This window comes from Candidatus Nitrosotenuis cloacae (genome assembly GCF_000955905.1).
GTDB classification, from domain to species: Archaea; Thermoproteota; Nitrososphaeria; order Nitrososphaerales; family Nitrosopumilaceae; genus Nitrosotenuis; species Nitrosotenuis cloacae.
The window spans coordinates 1301954-1321360 of the sequence record NZ_CP011097.1; the positions used below are offsets into that span (position 1 = coordinate 1301954).

At 40.4% G+C, this 19407-nt stretch carries 24 protein-coding genes and 1 tRNA gene; 16 read left to right on the forward strand and 9 right to left on the reverse strand.

The window, feature by feature from the left end:
* The first annotated feature begins 7 nt into the window (after window positions 1-7).
* The 12 genes from rpsB to SU86_RS07480 are packed head-to-tail and all read left to right on the forward strand — an operon-like array spanning window position 8 to window position 9202.
* On the forward strand, window positions 8-631 hold the full coding sequence (gene rpsB / locus SU86_RS07425; protein ID WP_048188581.1) for a 30S ribosomal protein S2: 624 nt from the start codon (window positions 8-10) through the stop codon (window positions 629-631).
* Window positions 632-1459, forward strand: coding sequence for an MEMO1 family protein (locus SU86_RS07430; protein WP_048188582.1), 828 nt, complete (start codon window positions 632-634; stop codon window positions 1457-1459).
* Complete coding sequence (gene mvk, locus SU86_RS07435; RefSeq protein ID WP_048188583.1) at window positions 1456-2412, forward strand: mevalonate kinase; 957 nt, start codon at window positions 1456-1458, stop codon at window positions 2410-2412. The genes SU86_RS07430 and mvk overlap by 4 nt, the downstream gene beginning before the upstream one ends.
* A gap of 44 nt (window positions 2413-2456) precedes the next feature.
* Window positions 2457-3197 (forward strand): isopentenyl phosphate kinase, encoded by a 741-nt coding sequence (locus SU86_RS07440; protein ID WP_048188584.1) that lies wholly within the window; start codon window positions 2457-2459, stop codon window positions 3195-3197.
* 1 nt (window position 3198) lies between these two features.
* Window positions 3199-3840 (forward strand): isopentenyl-diphosphate Delta-isomerase, encoded by a 642-nt coding sequence (idi, locus tag SU86_RS07445; RefSeq protein ID WP_048188585.1) that lies wholly within the window; start codon window positions 3199-3201, stop codon window positions 3838-3840.
* Window positions 3840-4814 carry a polyprenyl synthetase family protein gene (locus SU86_RS07450; protein ID WP_048188586.1) on the forward strand — a complete coding sequence of 325 codons (975 nt, stop codon included), beginning with the start codon at window positions 3840-3842 and terminating at the stop codon, window positions 4812-4814. Before idi ends, SU86_RS07450 begins: the two co-directional genes overlap by 1 nt.
* 1 nt (window position 4815) lies before the next feature.
* On the forward strand, window positions 4816-6522 hold the full coding sequence (locus tag SU86_RS07455) for a glutamate--tRNA ligase (RefSeq protein ID WP_048188587.1): 1707 nt from the start codon (window positions 4816-4818) through the stop codon (window positions 6520-6522).
* A 6-nt stretch (window positions 6523-6528) separates the two neighbouring features.
* Window positions 6529-7392, forward strand: coding sequence for a fumarylacetoacetate hydrolase family protein (locus SU86_RS07460; protein ID WP_048188588.1), 864 nt, complete (start codon window positions 6529-6531; stop codon window positions 7390-7392).
* A 31-nt stretch (window positions 7393-7423) separates the two neighbouring features.
* A complete protein-coding gene (locus tag SU86_RS07465) occupies window positions 7424-7732 on the forward strand; it encodes a Rieske (2Fe-2S) protein (protein WP_048188589.1) in 309 nt (102 codons plus the stop codon).
* 47 nt (window positions 7733-7779) lie between these two features.
* Window positions 7780-8052 (forward strand): stationary phase-response protein, encoded by a 273-nt coding sequence (locus tag SU86_RS07470; RefSeq protein ID WP_048188590.1) that lies wholly within the window; start codon window positions 7780-7782, stop codon window positions 8050-8052.
* Between the two features lie 24 nt (window positions 8053-8076).
* Entirely contained in the window at window positions 8077-8823 is a 747-nt protein-coding gene (locus SU86_RS07475; protein WP_048188591.1) for a methyltransferase domain-containing protein, read from the forward strand.
* A 34-nt stretch (window positions 8824-8857) separates the two neighbouring features.
* Window positions 8858-9202, forward strand: coding sequence for a hypothetical protein (locus tag SU86_RS07480; RefSeq protein ID WP_048188592.1), 345 nt, complete (start codon window positions 8858-8860; stop codon window positions 9200-9202).
* Here the strand turns inward: SU86_RS07480 and SU86_RS07485 are convergent.
* From SU86_RS07485 to SU86_RS07495, 3 genes are all read right to left on the reverse strand, one after another.
* A complete protein-coding gene (locus tag SU86_RS07485) occupies window positions 9199-10149 on the reverse strand; it encodes an MDR/zinc-dependent alcohol dehydrogenase-like family protein (protein WP_048188593.1) in 951 nt (316 codons plus the stop codon). The genes SU86_RS07480 and SU86_RS07485 overlap by 4 nt on opposite strands.
* A 45-nt stretch (window positions 10150-10194) precedes the next feature.
* Window positions 10195-10266: transfer RNA gene (locus SU86_RS07490), tRNA-His, on the reverse strand.
* A 178-nt stretch (window positions 10267-10444) separates the two neighbouring features.
* A complete protein-coding gene (locus SU86_RS07495) occupies window positions 10445-11464 on the reverse strand; it encodes a magnesium transporter CorA family protein (protein WP_048188594.1) in 1020 nt (339 codons plus the stop codon).
* 363 nt (window positions 11465-11827) lie between these two features.
* On the opposite strand from SU86_RS07495, the gene twy1 reads away from it, so the two are divergent.
* Complete coding sequence (gene twy1 / locus SU86_RS07500) at window positions 11828-12853, forward strand: 4-demethylwyosine synthase TYW1 (RefSeq protein ID WP_048188595.1); 1026 nt, start codon at window positions 11828-11830, stop codon at window positions 12851-12853.
* On the opposite strand, the gene rdgB is transcribed toward twy1, so the two are convergent.
* On the reverse strand, window positions 12825-13382 hold the full coding sequence (gene rdgB, locus SU86_RS07505; protein WP_048188596.1) for an RdgB/HAM1 family non-canonical purine NTP pyrophosphatase: 558 nt from the start codon (window positions 13380-13382) through the stop codon (window positions 12825-12827). The two genes, twy1 and rdgB, sit on opposite strands and share 29 nt — an antisense overlap.
* The gene (locus SU86_RS07510) at window positions 13366-13986 is read right to left on the reverse strand and encodes a KEOPS complex kinase/ATPase Bud32 (protein WP_048188597.1); all 621 of its coding nucleotides are present in this window, start codon (window positions 13984-13986) and stop codon (window positions 13366-13368) included. The genes rdgB and SU86_RS07510 overlap by 17 nt, the downstream gene beginning before the upstream one ends.
* Window positions 13987-14025: 39 nt before the next feature.
* Between SU86_RS07510 and SU86_RS07515 the strand changes: the two genes are divergently transcribed.
* A complete protein-coding gene (locus SU86_RS07515; RefSeq protein ID WP_048188598.1) occupies window positions 14026-14352 on the forward strand; it encodes a hypothetical protein in 327 nt (108 codons plus the stop codon).
* Here the strand turns inward: SU86_RS07515 and kae1 are convergent.
* Together kae1 and SU86_RS07525 are read right to left on the reverse strand one after the other, a co-directional pair.
* Complete coding sequence (gene kae1 / locus SU86_RS07520; protein WP_048188599.1) at window positions 14346-15326, reverse strand: KEOPS complex N(6)-L-threonylcarbamoyladenine synthase Kae1; 981 nt, start codon at window positions 15324-15326, stop codon at window positions 14346-14348. The genes SU86_RS07515 and kae1 overlap by 7 nt on opposite strands.
* A gap of 3 nt (window positions 15327-15329) precedes the next feature.
* Window positions 15330-16520: a redox-regulated ATPase YchF gene (locus tag SU86_RS07525; protein ID WP_048188600.1), complete on the reverse strand. Its 1191-nt coding sequence runs from the start codon at window positions 16518-16520 to the stop codon at window positions 15330-15332.
* A gap of 74 nt (window positions 16521-16594) precedes the next feature.
* Here SU86_RS07525 and SU86_RS07530 point away from each other — a divergent pair, with 74 nt between their 5' ends.
* Both SU86_RS07530 and tgtA read left to right on the forward strand, forming a co-directional pair.
* Complete coding sequence (locus SU86_RS07530) at window positions 16595-17149, forward strand: adenylate kinase family protein (RefSeq protein WP_048188601.1); 555 nt, start codon at window positions 16595-16597, stop codon at window positions 17147-17149.
* 4 nt (window positions 17150-17153) lie between these two features.
* On the forward strand, window positions 17154-18653 hold the full coding sequence (gene tgtA / locus SU86_RS07535; RefSeq protein WP_048188602.1) for a tRNA guanosine(15) transglycosylase TgtA: 1500 nt from the start codon (window positions 17154-17156) through the stop codon (window positions 18651-18653).
* Between the two features lie 23 nt (window positions 18654-18676).
* Here tgtA and SU86_RS07540 read toward each other — a convergent pair whose 3' ends face one another.
* Both SU86_RS07540 and SU86_RS07545 read right to left on the reverse strand, forming a co-directional pair.
* Window positions 18677-18979: an ATP-binding protein gene (locus SU86_RS07540; RefSeq protein WP_042684645.1), complete on the reverse strand. Its 303-nt coding sequence runs from the start codon at window positions 18977-18979 to the stop codon at window positions 18677-18679.
* 149 nt (window positions 18980-19128) lie between these two features.
* Complete coding sequence (locus SU86_RS07545) at window positions 19129-19341, reverse strand: hypothetical protein (protein ID WP_048188603.1); 213 nt, start codon at window positions 19339-19341, stop codon at window positions 19129-19131.
* Window positions 19342-19407 lie beyond the last annotated feature (66 nt).

Sequence of the window (19407 nt, forward strand, 5' to 3'; positions counted from 1 at the left end):
TCGTAAAATGAGTCAACAAGCAGAAGGCCAAGACATCAAGAAAAAGATCCTATCCACGGGAATCAGAGTAGGAACTACTGTCAAGACTACCTTCATGCAGCCATTCATCACAAAGGCAAGCCCTGAAGGTCTGTACATGATTGATCTTGATAAAACATTGGCAAGAATTAACACTGCGGCAAAATTCATCAACAGAATTGATGCTGACAAGATTTTGGTCTGCTCTGGACGCGAATACGCAAGTACTCCAATTGAGAGATTCTGCGAGTTGATTGGAACAAAAAAGATGCTGAGCAGATTCATGCCAGGATCACTGACTAACCCATCATTGCCATATTACACTGAACCAAAACTAGTAATCATTTCCGATCCTCAAGTTGACTCTCAAGCAATCATAGAGGCAACAAACGCAGGAGTTCCAGTCATTGGAATATCAAACACAGATAATGTCACATCAAAGATTGATGTAGTCATTCCAGCAAACAATCGAGGACGTAAATCACTTGCTACAGTCTTTTGGCTATTAGCAAGAGAGATCCTGATCCAAAAGGGCAAGCTTGGGGAAAACGACCCAATGAAATACGAAATCGACGATTTCGAAACAAAGATTTCTGAAGAGGAAATAGAATAGATGCGTATTAGAACACCGGCTGTTGCTGGCATGTTCTATCCAAAAGAAAAATCAAAACTCGAACAATCAATTCACTCCTGCATAGCACATGAGTATGGAGTTGGAAAACACCAAAACCAAGAAAAAATCTACGGTGTAATTTGCCCACATGCGGGTTACATGTACTCTGGTCCTGTAGCAACACACTCCTTTGATAGCATAGCGAACCAAGACTTTGAGCTTGCAGTGATTTTGGGCCCAAACCACTGGGGCATTGGATGCAACATTGCCACAATGAAGGACTGTACCTGGGAGACCCCACTGGGTGAGATAGATGTTGATTCTGATGCAGCAAGTCAGATCAATGAGATTTCCAAAATAATAGAGATTGATTATTTTTCCCACACCCGTGATCATAGCATAGAAGTCCAAGTTCCAATGCTGCAGGAATTCTGCAAAAAGCCATTCAAAATTTTGCCAATCATATTAAACGACCAAGATTACGAGTTTGCGCAGGAAATAGGTGCAGCCATTGCAAAGATTGCCAAAACAAAAAAGACAATCATCATTGGCTCATCAGACTTTACTCATTATGAGGAAAACGAGTTTGCGCACAGGCAGGATATGGCCCTAATTGAGCCAATATTGAAATTAGATGTGAAGAAATTCTACAAAGTGTTGAATGATAGGAGGATAAGTGCGTGCGGATACGGAGCAATCGCTTCCACCATGATTGCATGCAAGGAACTCGGAGCAACAAAGGGCGTGCTCCTAAAATATGCAACAAGTGGAGATATTGCCGGAGACACAAGCTCCGTTGTCGGATACGCATCAATAGTGTTTAGTTGAAATCCATTGCATCTGCTCCCGCAAAGGTGATCTTGTTTGGTGAGCACTTTATCATATATGGCGGAAAGGCAATTCTCTGCTCAATAGACAAAAGAATCACCGTAGAGTCCGAGTTGATTGATGATAATACAATACAGATAAGCTCCGATCTTGGCTCCATCACATCATCAAGGGATGAATCGATCAAAAACACTGATCCAAAGTTCGGGCCACTGGTGTTTATTGCTCAGAAAATTCTCAAACAATTTGAATCAAAATCAGGACTAAAGATCTCTATAAAATCAGAGATTCCATCTGGTGTAGGTCTTGGATCATCGTCTGCCTGTTGTGTTGCAGCAGCTAGCTCGATTTCAGGTCTTTTTACAAATTATTCGAAGGATGAAATCGTAAAAATTGCAATAGAGGCAGAAAGAACAGTATTTGAGAACGCATCCGGTGCGGATACTAGCATCTGCACGTTTGGCGGAATAATGGAATACACAAAACAAGAAACTAAAAATTTGGATTTAAAGCCAAAATTCCATCTAGTGATTGCCAACTCTAAAATGATTCATTCTACAAGCGAGGTGGTTTTGCGAGTAAAACAATTCAGGGAAAAACAGGTTGACGAGTTTGCATTGTTGTGCCAAAACGAATCTTCCTTGATCGAAGAAGCACTGGATGCGCTAAAAAGAAACGATCTTGGATTGATTGGAGAAAAAATGCTGATAAATCAGACACATTTGCAAAAAATTGGAGTATCAAACCAAACATTAGATGAAATGATCAGAGCAATCAAAGGCATATCATATGGAGCAAAAATAACTGGTGCTGGGGATGGTGGATGTATCGTCATACTAGTTGATGAGTCCAATTTACAAAAGACATTGGATGCGCTAAAAAATTACGAATGTTTTGCAACAAAAATCGACACATTAGGCGTTGAGCAAAAAACCATAAAAAATACCACATAGAACTATTCGATACTTTTTAACTAAGCCAATTTCTGAAAACAAATATGATTCTGATCAAGCTTGGCGGATCTATTATAACAAACAAGGAAAAACCGCTTTCTCCAAGAATCAAAACCATAGACAACATTGCAAAACAGCTAAAAAAAATCTCAGAGCCATTTGTTATAGTGCATGGTGGCGGATCCTTTGGGCACTATTGGTCAGTCAAATACGACATGCACACAAAGCCAGCAAGGTATGATTCACACGGTGTTGCAATAGTAAAAAATTCCATGATAGAGCTAAACAAGATAATCCTAGACAGTCTCACAAAGAACAAGCTAAATCCATACTGTCTTCCACCGACTGATTTTATGTCAGGCAACAAACCAATACCATCCAAGGTCAGAGAAATAAGAAAAATTGCCGAATCAAACCTGATCCCAGTTACGTTTGGAGACGCATTATGGTATGGGCAAAAAAAATCCTACATACTCTCTGGCGATAAGATAATGAGCATTTTGGCAAAGGCATTGCGCCCAAGACTATCCATATTTATCCTAAACGTGGACGGACTATACTCGGATCTGAATACAAAGCGCCTCATTTACGATATGAAAGATGATCAAGTATCAATACAAGACATACCAATGGATGTCACAGGCGGAATGACTCGCAAGGTGGAAGAGGCAACCAAGATTTCAAAGATGGGCCTAAAGGTGTTTTTTGCAAACGGAAACAAGCCAGAGCGCATCACCAACGCCATACAAAAAAACAGATTCGAGGGAACAATATTTCGAGGCTAGCATGGCAGAAGAATTTCTAATCCTAGTTGATAGCAGTGATACCCCAATAGGTACTGAGGAGAAAGTCAAGTGTCATTTGCCAAACGGCAAGCTACACCGAGCATTCACCATATTACTATTCAACAAGGAAAAAAAACTATTACTCACGCGACGAAGTGAGAGCAAAATGCTTTGGCCTGGAGACTGGGACGGTACGGTTGCAAGTCATCCACGAAAGACAGAAACCTATGTGTCGTCTGCTGAGCGAAGGTTGCCAGAGGAGATCGGTGCAGCTTGCAAGTTGGATTATTTGTTCAAATTTGAGTATCATGTTCCATACAAAGATGTTGGATCAGAAAATGAGATCTGCGGCACACTAATCGGAGAGGTAAATGACTCATTCCAGATTAAGTTAGTAAAAGACGAAATCAGTGAGATAAAGTGGGCAGACGAAAAGGAACTCTTCTCAGAGATTGAAAAAAATCCGCAGATATACTGTCCATGGATGCTAGTTGCGCTATATTTTCTTGAAAAATCTGACAAACAGATGATTCAAAAACACAAAGAAATTTTCGATAAATGGATGAATCCAAAATACAAGCACATCATAGAAAAATCACTCAAATACCACTTTCCAACAAACAATTGGAGGCTGCTAAACTAATGGTAAAGACCCTTCCAAGCACAGCAAAGACAGTAAATCACTATCTACGATCAAAACTAAATGGAAGGCCTGATGTTTTGTACAAGGCATCTGCACACCTAATTGTAAACGGTGGCAAGCGCCTAAGACCATATTTGGTGGTAAAGAGCTGCCAAATGCTTGGTGGCTCCATAAAGGACGCAATGCCAGCGGCAGCTGCAATAGAAATGGTTCACAACTTTACCCTAGTCCACGATGACATTATGGACAATGATGAGATGCGACATGGTGTTCCGACAGTTCACATGAGGTTTGGCATGCCTCTTGCAATACTCGCAGGCGATGTCTTGTTCTCAAAGGCGTTTGAGATGGTATCCACAGAAAATGTGAAAAGCGTACAGGTCTCTGCAGGCTTGGTCTCAAGGCTTGCCAAGGCTTGCGTTGATGTCTGTGAGGGACAGGTATTGGATATCAAGATGGCAGAGGGCAAGAAAATCCCAACAAAATCAGAATATATCACCATGATAGAAAAAAAGACATCGGCTCTCTTTGAGGTCTCTTGTGCCATGGGCGCAATATGTGCAAAAAGGCCATCAGATGTTGCAAACTTGGCATCATTTGGCAAAAACTTGGGAGTATCATTTCAGATAACAGACGATTACATTGGTGTTTTGGGCGATCCAAAGGTTACAAAAAAGCCAGTAGGCAATGATTTGCGCGAGGGCAAAAAATCCCTGCCAATATTGCTTGCAATTCAAAAGGCAGATCCAAAATCAAGAAAAATAATTCTCAAAGTGTTTGGAAACCCAAGAGCAACAAAATCAGAGATAGCAAATGCAATCCAGACAATGCGAACTCTGGAAATTGAAGAAGATGTAAGAAAGACAGCACTAGATTATGCGCAAAAAGCAAAGCAGTCATTGGCAAAATATTCAGGTCCTGCCAAGTCAGAAATGATTGCACTTTTGGATTTTGTTGTAACAAGGAGCTTGTAAGTTGAGTGATGATATCAAAGACAAGATACTAAAGGCAGCACTGCAAAACGCACTAGACCATGGCAAGACCCAAGACAAGATAGTTCTCGGCAAGATTCTTGGAACAGAGCCAAGTCTGAGAACCCAAGTAAAAGAGATAATGCCAACAATCATTGATGTAGTAAATTCCGTAAACCAAATGTCTGCCGACCAGATAAGGCGACAAATTCAAGATAGATTTCCGGATTTGCTTGCAGAAAAGCCAAAAAAGCAGGAAGAACGAGATGGTTTGCCACCACTAGAGGGCGCAGAGCAAGGCAAGGTCATAACAAGATTCCCTCCAGAGCCAAACGGATACCCACATGTCGGACATGCAAAGGCAGCCATCATAGATGAAGAATACGCCAAAATGTACGGAGGTAAGTTGATTTTACGATTTGATGATACAAACCCAGAGGCAGAAAGACTAGAGTATTACGCAGCAATCAAGGTAGGATTGGACTGGCTTGAAGTAAAGTATGACCGAGTAAAGAACACCTCAGATGACATTGAGCTTCTTTACAAAAAATGCCAGGAAATGCTAGATGGTAATTATGCATATGTTTGTACATGCAAGCAAGAAACAATTAGTGCAAACAGGCGAGAGATGAAGCCGTGCAAGTGCAGCATGGGCGAGCAAGAGCAAAACATGGAGCGATGGGAGAAAATGTTCTCCAAGTTCAAGCAAGGCGACGCAATAGTGAGGTTCCGCGGAAATATGAGCTCAGAGAACACAGTAATGCGCGATCCAGTATTATTTAGAATAATAGAAACAAGGCATCCACTTTTGGCAGACAAGTATCGAGTCTGGCCAAGCTATGATTTTGCAGTTGCAATTGAGGACAGTATTGATGGTGTGACTCATGCGTTTAGAACAAAAGAGTATGAGCTGAGAAACGAACTGTACTATACAATATTAGACATTCTAAAAATGAGAAAGCCAAAGGTGATGGAATTCTCAAGATTAGGGTTTGAGGGAATGCCAGTATCAAAGAGAATTTTGCGCCCCCTAATTGAAGAGGGCAAGGTATCTGGATATGATGACCCAAGACTGCCAACACTGGAGGCACTAAAAAGACGAGGTGTTAGGCCAGAGGCAATCAGAAAATTTGTTCTCTCATTAGGATTCACAAAGGCAGATACGCTTGCACCATTTGAGACCCTAGAATCATTTAATCGCAAAATAGTTGACCCGGAAAGCATTCGATTGCACATGGTCAAAAATCCAGCCTCAATTAAGGTAAGAAATCTACCATCCAACATCATAACGATGCCAAACCACCCAACAAAAGACATTGGAAGACGCACAATAGAGATCGGTGAGGACTTTTACATCGAATCAGAAGATGTAGAGAAGCTAAAGACAGGTGATGCCATTCGATTTATGGGCCTAGGCAATGTCAGAATAACAAACCAGTCACCACCACAAGGACAGTACATTGGGGACGAGATAGGCCATGATATTGCCAAAGTGCATTGGGTGCCACAAAAGAATGCGCAGAAAATCAAGATTTTGATTCCAAGTCAGCTCTTCTTTGGAGAGAAATTCAATGAGAATAGTCTTGAGGAGATCAACGTTTTTACAGAACCATACTATAATGAGCTAAAAGAGGGAAGGGAAATACAGTTCGTAAGATTCGGATACTGCAGAAAAGATTCAGTATTGCAAGCAGTTTACACTCACAAGTGAGAAAACATGAAGATTGGAAGATTTTTGATTTCAGGTAAGGAAACCTATGGTTTTGTCAAAGATGATCACATAGCAACAAAAGAAGAGATCATAACAAAGACAGGAATCCCGATTCCACTATCAATCAAAGAGTTTCTTTTTGATGGATGGTACAATGAAGTGATATCGCAAAACCCAAAGCTAGACTATTCAGTAAAATTATCAAATGCAAAGATCCTAGCACCCATTCCAAACCCGCCAAAAGTGATTTGCCTTGCGTTTAACTATGTGGATCATGCAAAGGAGCAAAACCTCACACCGCCAACAGATCCTGCCATTGTATTAATTCCAAGAACCACATTAAATGGAACAAACTCGGATATTGTTTGTCCCAGCTTTGTAAAGCAGCTAGACTATGAGGTAGAGCTTGCCATCATAATTGGTGAGGGCTGCAAGAACATTGATGAAAAAGACGCAATGAACACAGTCTTTGGATATATGGCATTCAATGATGTTTCAGCCAGAGACATTCAAGCACAAGACAAGCAGTTTGGGCGCGCAAAAGGATTTGACACATTTGCGCCATGCGGTCCATGGATTACAACTTCGGATGAAATACCAGATCCCCAAAATCTGAAAATGACTACCAAAGTTAATGGTGTTGTACGCCAAAATTCAAACACTGCCAACATGTTCATAAAAATTCCATCAATTGTATCCAAGCTCAGCAAGGTTATGACACTCGAAAAAGGTGACATCATTTCAACTGGCACACCAGCAGGCGTAATGCTGAACAAACCAAACGCGGTTTTCCTAAAAGATGGTGACAAAATAGAAATGGAAATCGAGAAAATAGGAAGACTGGAAAACACCGTTAGATTCGTGCAGTAGATTTTTAAGAAATATCAAAAGCACACACAACATGGGCAAGATAATTGTCGGCAAGATATCAGAGATTCCTGCAGGTAAAATGCAAAAGGTCTCAGTTGATGGAAGAGAGATTCTAGTTGCAAACATTGGCGGAAATTATTACGCATGTGATGACACATGCACTCATGCCGGAGCAAGTCTTGCAGAAGGCGTACTAGAAGGCCAAACAATCACTTGTGGATGGCATGGTGCAAAATTCAACTGCATGAGCGGCAAGCTGGAAAAATTTCCAGCCAAGATTAAGGATCTCAAGTCATATCGAACCGTAATAGAATCAGACAATGTGTTTGTGGAACTCTAGGGTGTAGACTTTAAAACTAGTACTAATAATACAAAAATGAATTAGGCATGGCAGACAAAAAAGCACAAAACCAGAAATCGTTTGAATCAGCAATACAGACACTCACTCAAGTTGCTGCAAACCCCACCACACCAAAAAACATCAAGAAGAACCTTACTGATTTGATTGCCAACCTAAAGGGCAGTCAAGACTCGGTATCAGTCAGGGCTGCAAACGCAATCAGTCAGCTGGACGATGTCAGTCAAGACCCAAATATGCCATCATATGTTCGAGTCACGTTGTGGCAAGCAGTATCCACACTAGAAAGCATAAGGGATTAAATTTCTGATTGGCAAATTCCTAGTGTGAAAATCGAGGAATACATTTCATCCTTACCAACACCAATAATTTCCGGCCAAGAAGTTGAGCTGCCAGACGATTCACTAAGGGAGATTTTCAGATTTGTAGATCTTGGAAAAGAGGATGTGCTTTATCATCTTGGATGCGGAACTGGAAACAGCCTATCAATAGCTACAAAAGAATTTGGAGCTAAAACAATTGGAATCGATAATGACAAAAACAAGATCATACAAGCAGAGCAGCAAAAAGAACCAAATAGAATCCTTCGATGCGAAGACATTACAGAATCAGATCTGTCGGATGCAACAGTGATCTTGTTTTGGTTCTCAGATGAGAACATAATTCAGAAAATGCTTGAGAGATTCTCAAAGCTAAAACCAGAATGCAGAATAATTACGATTTTTGATCCACTGCCCGGAATTATCCCAAATATGGTGAGATTTCCGTATCTTTTGCACAAAACACCATTTACACCAGCAAAGAGCCTCAAGGATCAAGTAGTATCAATATTTGAAACAGAATGCATTGATTTTACCACGGCATGGGAATATGCTGAAAGATACACAAAGGCAGTAGGTTCACCAGATGTAGGAAATGACAGGTTTTTGACCATACTACAAACCATAATGATCTGGATTAATGCAAGAAACTTGGGATTATCATGCACCAAAGAGATACCTGCGCCAGTCAAGGCCTACATTGAGATTTTGGATAATTTCTTTAACATAGAGGTAAAGCACCTGATTAAGTAGTGATGCTTTTATTTTTGTTAGCCTCAAACATACCATGGGCAAGATAAACATCAACGTCTCGGCCACAGACTACGACAGATCAAGCAAGGAAATAACCAAAACCTTGGTAGGCCTAGAGGATATGGTTCATGAAAAAGACGGATTTGTGGTGACTGATTCAGAATTTGCATTTGGATGGCATTTTTACGTAGTATCAGTGAGAACAGATCTAGTTGAAAAGCTTGCAGACCAGATGGGCCAAGACTTTCAGAAACTAAAAGGTAAAGGAAGTGAGAAAAAATTCCTTTCTTGGCTGACACAGAAAATGGAAAAGACCAGTCTTCGAGTAAAGTTTGCCATCAAAGAAGAGATGGAATCAAGCAAGTATGGAATTTTTTAGGGTTTCAACAAAACCTTTAGTTTCTCGGAATCACGTGCAGCATCCAATGCATCATTTAGCCTATCCAATGGATAAACAGAGTCAATCAGATCATCAACAAATATGACTCCGCTTGCCAAGGCTTGAATTGCAGGCCTAAATGGTCCACATCTAGATCCAACAAACGTAATTTCATTTACTATGGCAGGAGTCAAGTCCAGTTTGTTTTTTGACGCTATTGTAGATTTTAGAACAACTATTCCTCTTGGCTTTGCAAGTTTCATAGTATCCAAGAATCCAGATTCACTTCCAGTGGCCTCTATTACAACATCAAATGTGTGCTCATCTTCTGGTAAAATTCCAATCTTTGTTTGCACTCCAAGTTTTGACAACAATTGCAGCTTGTTCTGATGTCTACCAAAACATGCCATGTTCTTGTGGTTTATCCCAAGAACTCTAGCAATTAGCTGGGCTAGTCTGCCATCACCAAGTATTGCTATTTTGGAATTTATGTCAATTTTGAGCTGCTCTTCGATTTCAAATGCAGCTGCCAGTGGCTCTACAAACACTGCCTGCTCATCAGATACTGAATCAGGAATTACATGCAGGTTTTTTTCAGGAAGTGACAGATATTGTGCAAAAGCTCCGTCTCTTTTGTATATTCCAAGAACCGTTCTCTCCGTACAGTGTCTTTCCAGGCCTGTTGTGCACATTTGACATCTTCCACAGCCTGCATTGATCTCACCTACAACTCTTTTTCCAACCAGATTCCGGTTTGAGGATTTTACCACTTCGCCTACAAATTCATGGCCTAAAACACCAGTGTATGATGCATAACCTTGAATCATCTCAAGATCCGTTCCACATATTCCGGCCAGTCGAACTTTGACTAGTGTTTCACCTTGTTTAGGATCAGGATAATCATGTGTTACTAAGATTTTAGAGCCGTCAAAATATGCTGCCTTCATGTTTTTTAACAATACAAATCTGAGGGAATTAAACTAAAAGGTGTAGGCCCTCGAGGGGAATCGAACCCCTGTCCGGGGATCCACAGTCCCCTATACTAGCCACTGTACTACGAAGGCCGCAAAAACTCATGTTTTTAGATCAAGTATTAACCTAACTCTCTTGAAAATCTGCTTGAAAGTTTATTATTCTCTGCTAAAAACCACAAAATATGCAAGGCAAAGGTTGGTTCATTGGAATGGCAATAACTGTAGCCGTAGTTTGGTGGGGAGTAAATTACTTGTTCCCCTGGTATCACTAGTCAGCTAGCCATTTCTTCTTGTAGAAATGCAAAAACATCAGCAGCGACGGCAAAAGCGACACTATTAGCATTATGATTAGTGTTGTATATTCTCCAAGAAAAGTCCAGTTTCCAGTCTGAATTCCGCCAGGCAGATTCACGTTCATTCCATAAAGCGCACCAACTACAGTTGGCGGAATAGTAAGGGTGAATATTATGGTCAGAGTTGCAAGTATTTTATTTGATTTCTCAGTTGAGAGCATAAAGTCAGTATCCTTGTAGATCTCCATTGTTTCCTTTGCCTCATCAAGTGTTTCTGCTACTTTGTCAATGTGATCAATTACATCATCAAAATGTATCACCAAATCATCATCTGGATTTGAGAATCGTTGAGTGTTCTTTGATGTTTCCAGTACTATTTTTCTTAATGGATGAACTATTCTGCGAAGTATGGTGATTTCCCGTCTGAGCAAAGAGATCTTTTTTGGTGTGGACTTGTTTTCATCAAACACGTCATCTTCTATCTCATCTAGGTTTTCCACAATTCTGCGCAATGTATGAAGCAGATCATCTACCAGTACATCAATTATTTTGTAGAGTAAAAATCCAGATGATTTGCCAAGCAGTTCGTTTCGGTATTGAGAATTATCCTTGCAGTGATTCACCATGTCGACTAGCGGCTTTAGTTCGCCGTAATGAATGGTGACTAGATAGTCTTTGCCAATAAAAACAGAAAGTTGGTTGAATCTAGACATGCCACGCTTTAGCGCAAGAGGTGGGAAATGCAGTATGATAAAAGAATGATCGTCATAGTTATCGATTTTTGCGAGTTGGATTTTTGAAATAGAGTCATCCAGATTTAGAGAATTGAAATTGTACATTTGTCCTAGTTTTTCAATTTCTGCACGGTCTGGGTTTTGAATGTCAGTCCAAGTAAATCCATTTCCTTGTATGGTCTCAAGGCGACTCTGAATAACCTCGCTTGGTTGCGGATGACGTCTTAGGTGTGGTAGTTTGGAAATGAATAATTCTTTCAAGGCAGCTGACCTGCTTTGATAATTAATTTAAATTTTCATTACCATAGCGCGAACAAACTTTGCACAAACTACGTAATTTTGTGCAATATTTTGAAAAACAACCTGGCGTGGCCCCAAGCGTAGAACTCGAGAGAATACCTCTCCACCCATAACGCCAAGGCATTAATGGTTCAACATTTCGTTCTACTGAGCCACGCACGGTTTATTTGTTAGGATTTACATCCTTCCGCATTATTTCTTATAGGAAGTTATGATATTTAAGATTTAATTCCAAGATTTTGATAAAACAAGAGCTTAACTTCAAAGTTTTATGGCTACCGATCCAACAAAGATTTCATATTTCATGACACAGAACCAGTTTTGATGAGCTGTTCTGGGGAATTTGTAGAGGACAATGAAATCATACAGATCAAATCCTCCATCCAACAGCAGCTAAAGAAAGCCAAGTATGGAGTATCGGATCATTCAACTGTAGAGTTATGTCATTGGACAAAAAAATCCTTCAAAGGTGAGGAAAGCTGCTACAAGCACAAGTTCTATGGCATATCAACACACCAATGCATGGAGTTCTCACCTGCAGGTATGTATTGCGAGAACAGATGTGTGTACTGTTGGCGCCCAATGGAATTTTATGATTCACTGGTAATGGATCCTACGCGAGTTGCAGAGCCACAGGAGATAATTACAAAACTAATGGCAGAGCGACGTGGACTGATCATGGGTCATTATGGTGATCCAAAATCCATTACAAAAAAACTAGACGAATCATTGCTTCCAGCACATTATGCAATATCATTGTCTGGGGAGCCAACAATGTATCCAAAGCTGCCAGAGCTGATAAAATACCTAAAGACACTGCCTGCAACAAAATCAATCTTTTTGGTAACAAATGGCCAAGAGCCACAAATGTTGCAAAGACTGCAAGACGAAGATGCATTGCCAACTCAGATTTACCTGTCCACAAATGCAGCAGACTATGATTCCTTTATGAGAATAAACAAGCCAAGATATGATGATTCTTGGGAGCGATGGAACAAGTCTTTGGAATTATTATCAAAACTAAATACGCGAACGGTTCTTCGTATGACACTAATTCGAGACCACAACAATTCTGAGTCAATGATTCCATCATTTGCAAGCATGATAAAAAGAGCAAATGTCCACTTTATTGAAATCAAGTCCTACATGCACATTGGTCGCTCCACAAATAGATTGGCCAGATCAGACATGCTAGAATTTGAAGAGGTTAGCCACTTTGCGACGCAATTAGCAAAGCAAAGCCAAATCTATTCAGTAATGGACGAGAGTATTGCCTCAAGAATCGTTTTGTTGCAGAACCAAGAACGATTAATCGATCCCTTTATTGCCGCTTATGCACAAACCAGCTAGCAAATTTTTCCAGCGCGCGGTATCTATGAGATAGCGTATTTTTGTCAGGAATATGAGCATAAGTCCTGGTCTTTCCTTCTGGGATGAATATTGGATCATACCCCCATCCCCCACTGCGGATTTTTTTTGATATTTTACCTGGGGTTATTCCCTCAAAAAGAATCGGTTTTTTGTCCTTATCGCAGTATGAGATCGTGGCACAAAATTTCGCTTGCCTGTCTTTTTTTACTAGTTGCATCACACCAAGATTCCCTATAGTATCAAACACATATGACGAGTAAGGTCCTGGAAAGCCCCCAAGAGATGGTATAATCAGAGCATCATCTTCTATTACAACTGGCTTTTTGCATTTGGAAAAAGCATCCAGCGCTTTTATGGTAGCAATCTCAGATAGAGAATTTGATTGAATTTCCATTAGATTAGATTTGAAAAAATAAACCCGTATTCCAAATGATGAGAGGATTTCTTTTGCCTCTAGGTACTTGTGCTTGTTTGATGACACAAAATACACATCATTCCATTCGCGCATATCTTCCCCTACTTTCTATTACACCAACATGATTTAGTACCTTGTTGAATCGCTCAGGTCTCACAACCGATCTGTACCCCTTGAGGAATGCTTTCCACAGTAAATCCATCACACCAACATGCGCACTACCAAGAATTTCCTTGAACAGTCTAAGATCGACTGCGTGATCTTCTGTTCTGACAGATTTTTGCGCAAGACCAAAGTCAATTGCATAGATCTTGTTTTGATACGATATGAAATTAGACGTCGTAAGATCCCCGTGTATTATTCCAGATTTGTGCAATGTTGCAGTTATTTTGCCGATTTCCACACATGCAGATTCTAGTTTTATGCCGACAAGATCCCTTACCAGAATTCCATTGATTTGCTGCATTAGTATGGTACAATCATTTTGATTTACTTGGTATACTAGTGGAGTCCTAATTCCTAATGATTTTGCCTCAGACAGTATAGATGACTCTCTAATTGTTCTTTGTTTTCTGATGCGTGAATCAAGTTGAGGGTGCCTGTATGGTTTTTTCTTGCGTGTCTTGAGAATTGCAGTATGATTATCAAACCTTGTAAGATAGATATCACCCTCTGCGCCTTTTTTTAGCAGCTTCATTAAAGATATAACCAAATCAAATCGGATTAAAATCTAGTTATGGATGAATCCGAAAAACGACTAAAGCAGGAAGACTGCAATGAAGACACACTAGGTGCCGGAATTCTTACACTAACTAACAAAAGAATTGCATTTGATAAAACTCGTGGAAGGATTGCAGACTTTACAAAGCGAGTTGATGAGACTATTTTGGATGTTCCGCTAAATGAGATCACAAAGGTCTGGAAAGAAGGATTATTCATTAAAAAAGCCTGTATCAGAGCAAAAACCAAAGATGGTGAGCAAGACTACAAGTTCGGAGTTTTTAGCACCGGAAGCTGGCAAAAAGACATTCAAAAGGCAATAAATGATTACAAGCCTCAATAGTCAATTTGTACTGTATCTAGTCGCCAAGATTGCCTAACAAATGCATCCTTGAGTGAAACACCTTTTTTTACAGTTGCTTCCAATAGTCCGGTCCACGCAATCTGGGAACCGCAATCGCCAGAATATTGTATTGGTGCAACAAAGAATTCGGCCTTTTGTCTTGCACATATTTGCTTGAAGATTTGAGACAGTCTTTTGTTTGCAGCAACTCCACCAACTATTAGCAATTCTTTTTTTTCTGTAAATGACAAGGCACGCTCAGCTGCTTCTCCAATCATTGCAAATGCAGTTTCCTGCAAAGAATAGCATGCATCCTCTTTGTTTTTTGATATTCTTTTTGCAGCAGACATCAATCCAGAAAATGACACGTCGTTTCCCTTTACAACATATGGTAGTTCGATGTATTTTTCAGATTTGCCAGCTAGCTCTTCAATTTTTTTTCCGCATGGGGATGCAAATCCAAGTGAGCGTCCAAACTGATCCAGTAACTGTCCTAGTGTGATATCAAGTGTTTCGCCAAATATTCTCCATTTTTTTTGCTTAAATGCAGCAAGCATTGTGTGTCCCCCAGACACCAACAATACCAACGGATCCTTTGCTCCTGTGAGCATCTTGCCAAGCTCAATGTGGCCTATTGCGTGGTTTACCGGATAGATTGGAATTTTATAATATGAGGAGATCGTCCTTGCTACTACCCCCGATACGCGAAGGCATGGTCCAAGGCCTGGACCTGCAGAATATGATATTACATCAATGTCTTTGATGGAAAGATTTGACTGGTGCACACATTCAGACAAGACCTCAGAGCTGTGCTCAATGTGGTGTCTTGATGCTTCGCGAGGATGAATTCCTTGGCCGTCTGGAGGTCGGTAAATTCTTCTCACATCTGATAGAATTTTGCCTTTGTTGCCGCGCCGTTCCACAATAGCGCATGAAAATGTGTGAGCAGTGCTTTCAATTCCTAGGCAGATCATTTCCTATCCACGACTCATTGCAGATATTATTTTGATAACGTCGCCGTCTTTGAGGGTGTGATCTCCGCTGATTCTTTGTTTTGTTTTTGCATCTATTGCGTGCAAAAATCCCTTTGCCAGATCCGCATGTATTGTACCTGCCAGGTCTTTTGCAGTAGAGCCAACCGGCAATAATCTTGCATCGGGCAATACAACGCCATCCTTGTTTGAGAGCTTGGTCTCATCCTCAACGGGATAAACTGTGATGAATTTCAGCACATCAAATACCGCATGGTTAATTGCCTCTTGCACGCCAGTCGTGTGAATTTTTGTTAGTACAGTTTTGACCAGATCTAGTGCTTGTTTTTGCTGCGGATTTATTGTAGATTCATTAGATATGACAAAGGAAGAGTCACCTGAGATATATTTTATCAGACCTACCTTTGCTGCCTTGCGAAGCAAAAACTCGGACTCGGCACTACATGTAACAACATGGTTTTCTTTTATTTTATCTATAATGGAAAGATCCTTACAGAGATCTGCCTTGTTTGCAGCAATGAGCACAGGTTTTGTTTTTTTGCGCAGCTTGGTAACAAATAATGTAATGTCATCTTCACTCCATTCTGTTGGCTTTTTCATACCAAGTCCGGTCTCTTTTAGAATATCAGATACTTCAAACTCTTTTACTCCCAAACCAGAAAACCGTCTTGTGATTCCTTCAACTAGGGTTGCAGTTTTTTGTAATATTTCTTTGAGTAGTTTTTGCCATTCTCGCATCAAGATTTGCTTAAACCACTGGTTGAATTCATTTTCCACAAACTCTACATCCTCAAGCGGATTGTGAGTTCCTGGTGGTACTGGTTGTCCCTGAATGTCAGTAGTTCCTGCCACATCCACCACATGAATCAGTACATCTGCCTGTCTTGCATCATCTAGGAATTTGTTGCCCAAACCCTTTCCCTCATGAGCACCAGGAACTAGTCCTGCCACATCGATTATTTTTACTGGGACTAGTCGCACACCATCCAAACATGACGGATTCTGGTGTGTTATCCCAAAGTGCTTGCACGCACATTTTGTCTTTACGTGTGTTACTCCAACGTTTGGCTCTATTGTCGTGAATGGGTAGTTTCCAATTGCTACGGTTGTTTCTGTTGCCGCGGAAAAGAATGTGGATTTACCAACATTTGCCTTGCCAAGCAGTCCAATAAACATCAAAATGAAAAAAATCGCCACTTCTTATTAGTATTGCAGAAATTGTTTAATGTGGAGATAATTCCAGTCCATACATGATAGTGATCACTGGTAATCCAGGAGTCGGCAAACACACCATATCAAAAAAATTGTCTCAAAAACTCGGTTTCCCAATTCTAGATCTTAACCAAATTGCCATACAAAACAAGGTCTACCAAAAAAATGACCATACACTAGATGTTGATACAAAAAAGCTAGCAGAAATAACAAAAAAACTCGTAAAAAAAGATACCATAGTTGTAGGGCATCTTGCTCCATATGTTATAGAAAGATCACAACCAAGTCTTGCCATAATACTAAGAAAAAACCCATACAAGCTAATTCCTATTTACAAAAAAAGAAAATACACTCAGAAAAAAATCATTGAAAATATTGGTAGTGAAATTCTAGGTATAATAGAATATGACAGCATAGTAAGATTTGGCATGAAAAAAACACGCCAGATCAATGCAACAAATCTTTCCCCAAATCAAATAATAAACAAAATAATGCTTGCAATAAAACGCAAATTCAAAGGAGATAAGGTAGACTGGCTGGATCTGGTCGCAAACAAGGGCGATCTTGCCAAGTTCTTCCCAAACAAAAAGTGATCACATGTTTGAGATTCTAAAGACAGACCTGGCCGCAAGAATTGCAATACTGCAGACCAACCACGGCAAGGTAGAGACTCCAGCGTTTGTTCCAGTTGTGCATCCAGTAAAACAAAGCGTCCCAACTGCCAAGCTAAAGCAGATGGGCTTTGATCTGGTCATCACAAATGCCTACATCACCATGAAGCGATGGGGCGATGAGGCGGCAAAGCGAGGCATTCATGATATAATAAAATTTGATGGAAGTGTGATGACAGATTCTGGCGGATACCAGGTCTTAGAGTATGGCCAAGTGGATGTAACGCCTGAAAACATGGCAGAGTTTGAGCAAAAAATAATGACAGACATTGCCATCCCGCTGGACAAGCCAACAGGTTATGGCCTGCCAAAGAAAAAAGCAAAAAGCTATGTTGATCACACATTACAAGTAACAAAAAAAACCATCGATACAAAAAAAGACAATGGCCAAGTCTGGGTTGGGCCTATCCAAGGTGCAGAACACCTGGATTTGGTGAGAAAGTCAACTAGCACACTACTAGACCAGGGATACCAAATGCTTGCCTTTGGCAGCCCAGTTGAGGTGATGGAGTCATACGAGTATGGGCTGCTTGCAAAAATAATTCTAGAGGCAAAAAAGCTAATTCCAGATTCAATACCGCTGCATCTTTTTGGTGCAGGTCATCCATTAACAATTCCAATTGCCATTGCGTTAGGCTACGACACATTTGATTCAGCATCGTACATGCTATATGCAAAACATGACAGGTACATCTCAGATGATAGGACAAACCACCTAACCGAAATGCAGTATTTTGGATGCAACTGCGAGGTCTGCACAAAATACACCCCAAAGTCACTCTCAGAATTACCACCTGATGAGCGAATCCCTCAGATAGCGCTGCACAACCTATATGCAATCAAGTCCGAAGTCGACCGCACAAAGGAGGCAATCCATGAAGGGCGGCTCTGGGAATACATTGTCAAAAAGATAAAGGCACACCCAAAACTATACGAAACACTAGAAGTCTTTACTGCAAATTCCGAGTTTTTGGCAAAAACCACACCAAAGTTCAAGGACAAAGCCCTGTTCCTGTACACTCCAGAAGACCAGTTCAGGCCAGAAATCATAACGTATCACAAAACGGTGAGAAATTTCAAAACCGATAAAAAAGAACTAGTAATACTAAGGGATGCATCAGACAAGCCATTTTACCTCTCAGGGGATTATAACAGAATGAAAAAAAAATACAAAAATAATGTCCAGTTTTGCCAGTTCAACCCATATCTTGGCTTGATACCGCTAGAGATTTCTGACCTGTATCCAGCAGCACACTATGTCATGTCAGAAAACAAGGCAAAGCCAGAAGAATTCACAGAGTTTGCCAAGACTTGGAAGGCATTTTTCCAAAACAACAAATTTGATAAAATCCACCTAGAGAAAAGCGACTTTCTAAAACATCAGAAAACCCCAAGGTCAGCTAAAACTAGGTATCTAAAAAAGTAAAAAGAAAAAAAGACTGTCGCGGTCTATAGACCTGCGTCTTCTGCCCAGCCTTTTACGAAAACTCCGTTCTTGTGAAGAGGAACTGGTTGACCAGCAGTGTAGTTCATTGGTCTCATCCAGAAGATTGACTTTGTTGGGCATACACCGATGCATGCACCATCAGAAATACATCTCTCTGGGTAAAAGACAAATGCTTTACCTCTCTTCCAGCCTTCAACAGGCTTTACACGAAGTACGTCTGGGCCAAGAGATGTACAGATTTCTACGCACAAGGCGCAGCCAATACATCTTTGTTCGTCAACGTCTGGAAGTATTGCTATTGGCATTTATTTCACTTAATCTGATCAGTCCGTAGTAACTATTTAAACCATGATTAAAAAATTCAACGGTGTTATAGAATTTGATCGCATGAAAACGATCGAGATCAACAAAACAAGGAACTAGAAAATATAAAAAAGGTAATACAGATGGCGATTTATTTTCGCATTGCGTCGATTTGGCCGCTTGTTACCCAATCTAGCAATTCAGCTGCGCTTGGATTCAAGTCAGCTCTTTTGTCCATCAGATTTTTTACCCAAACCCAATTAATTTGGTTTAACAGTGGTTTGTTTCCTTCATCGCCTGCGCGTGTTTTGTTGCGTAGGTCTGCAGGAATTGAACTCCACCATTGGTCAAAAGTTCTACCCATGAGAGTGGATCTTAGGTTTGACTAATTAAAGCTTTTGAAGATTACATTATTGGCATAACGATCGGG

What these genes read in the sequence shown, in the direction of transcription:
- tgtA (WP_048188602.1), top strand. Translation starts at nt 17,154, where the DNA reads ATGTTTGAGATTCTAAAGACAGACCTGGCCGCAAGAATTGCAATACTG.
- SU86_RS07510 (WP_048188597.1), bottom strand. Translation starts at nt 13,986, where the DNA reads ATGAAGCTGCTAAAAAAAGGCGCAGAGGGTGATATCTATCTTACAAGG.
- SU86_RS07545 (WP_048188603.1), bottom strand. Translation starts at nt 19,341, where the DNA reads ATGGGTAGAACTTTTGACCAATGGTGGAGTTCAATTCCTGCAGACCTA.
- SU86_RS07460 (WP_048188588.1), top strand. Translation starts at nt 6,529, where the DNA reads ATGAAGATTGGAAGATTTTTGATTTCAGGTAAGGAAACCTATGGTTTT.
- SU86_RS07525 (WP_048188600.1), bottom strand. Translation starts at nt 16,520, where the DNA reads ATGTTTATTGGACTGCTTGGCAAGGCAAATGTTGGTAAATCCACATTC.
- rpsB (WP_048188581.1), top strand. Translation starts at nt 8, where the DNA reads ATGAGTCAACAAGCAGAAGGCCAAGACATCAAGAAAAAGATCCTATCC.
- SU86_RS07515 (WP_048188598.1), top strand. Translation starts at nt 14,026, where the DNA reads ATGGATGAATCCGAAAAACGACTAAAGCAGGAAGACTGCAATGAAGAC.
- idi (WP_048188585.1), top strand. Translation starts at nt 3,199, where the DNA reads ATGGCAGAAGAATTTCTAATCCTAGTTGATAGCAGTGATACCCCAATA.
- kae1 (WP_048188599.1), bottom strand. Translation starts at nt 15,326, where the DNA reads ATGATCTGCCTAGGAATTGAAAGCACTGCTCACACATTTTCATGCGCT.
- twy1 (WP_048188595.1), top strand. Translation starts at nt 11,828, where the DNA reads ATGAGCTGTTCTGGGGAATTTGTAGAGGACAATGAAATCATACAGATC.
- SU86_RS07470 (WP_048188590.1), top strand. Translation starts at nt 7,780, where the DNA reads ATGGCAGACAAAAAAGCACAAAACCAGAAATCGTTTGAATCAGCAATA.
- SU86_RS07465 (WP_048188589.1), top strand. Translation starts at nt 7,424, where the DNA reads ATGGGCAAGATAATTGTCGGCAAGATATCAGAGATTCCTGCAGGTAAA.
- SU86_RS07540 (WP_042684645.1), bottom strand. Translation starts at nt 18,979, where the DNA reads ATGCCAATAGCAATACTTCCAGACGTTGACGAACAAAGATGTATTGGC.
- rdgB (WP_048188596.1), bottom strand. Translation starts at nt 13,382, where the DNA reads ATGCGCGAATGGAATGATGTGTATTTTGTGTCATCAAACAAGCACAAG.
- SU86_RS07485 (WP_048188593.1), bottom strand. Translation starts at nt 10,149, where the DNA reads ATGAAGGCAGCATATTTTGACGGCTCTAAAATCTTAGTAACACATGAT.
- SU86_RS07480 (WP_048188592.1), top strand. Translation starts at nt 8,858, where the DNA reads ATGGGCAAGATAAACATCAACGTCTCGGCCACAGACTACGACAGATCA.
- SU86_RS07440 (WP_048188584.1), top strand. Translation starts at nt 2,457, where the DNA reads ATGATTCTGATCAAGCTTGGCGGATCTATTATAACAAACAAGGAAAAA.
- SU86_RS07450 (WP_048188586.1), top strand. Translation starts at nt 3,840, where the DNA reads ATGGTAAAGACCCTTCCAAGCACAGCAAAGACAGTAAATCACTATCTA.
- SU86_RS07430 (WP_048188582.1), top strand. Translation starts at nt 632, where the DNA reads ATGCGTATTAGAACACCGGCTGTTGCTGGCATGTTCTATCCAAAAGAA.
- SU86_RS07530 (WP_048188601.1), top strand. Translation starts at nt 16,595, where the DNA reads ATGATAGTGATCACTGGTAATCCAGGAGTCGGCAAACACACCATATCA.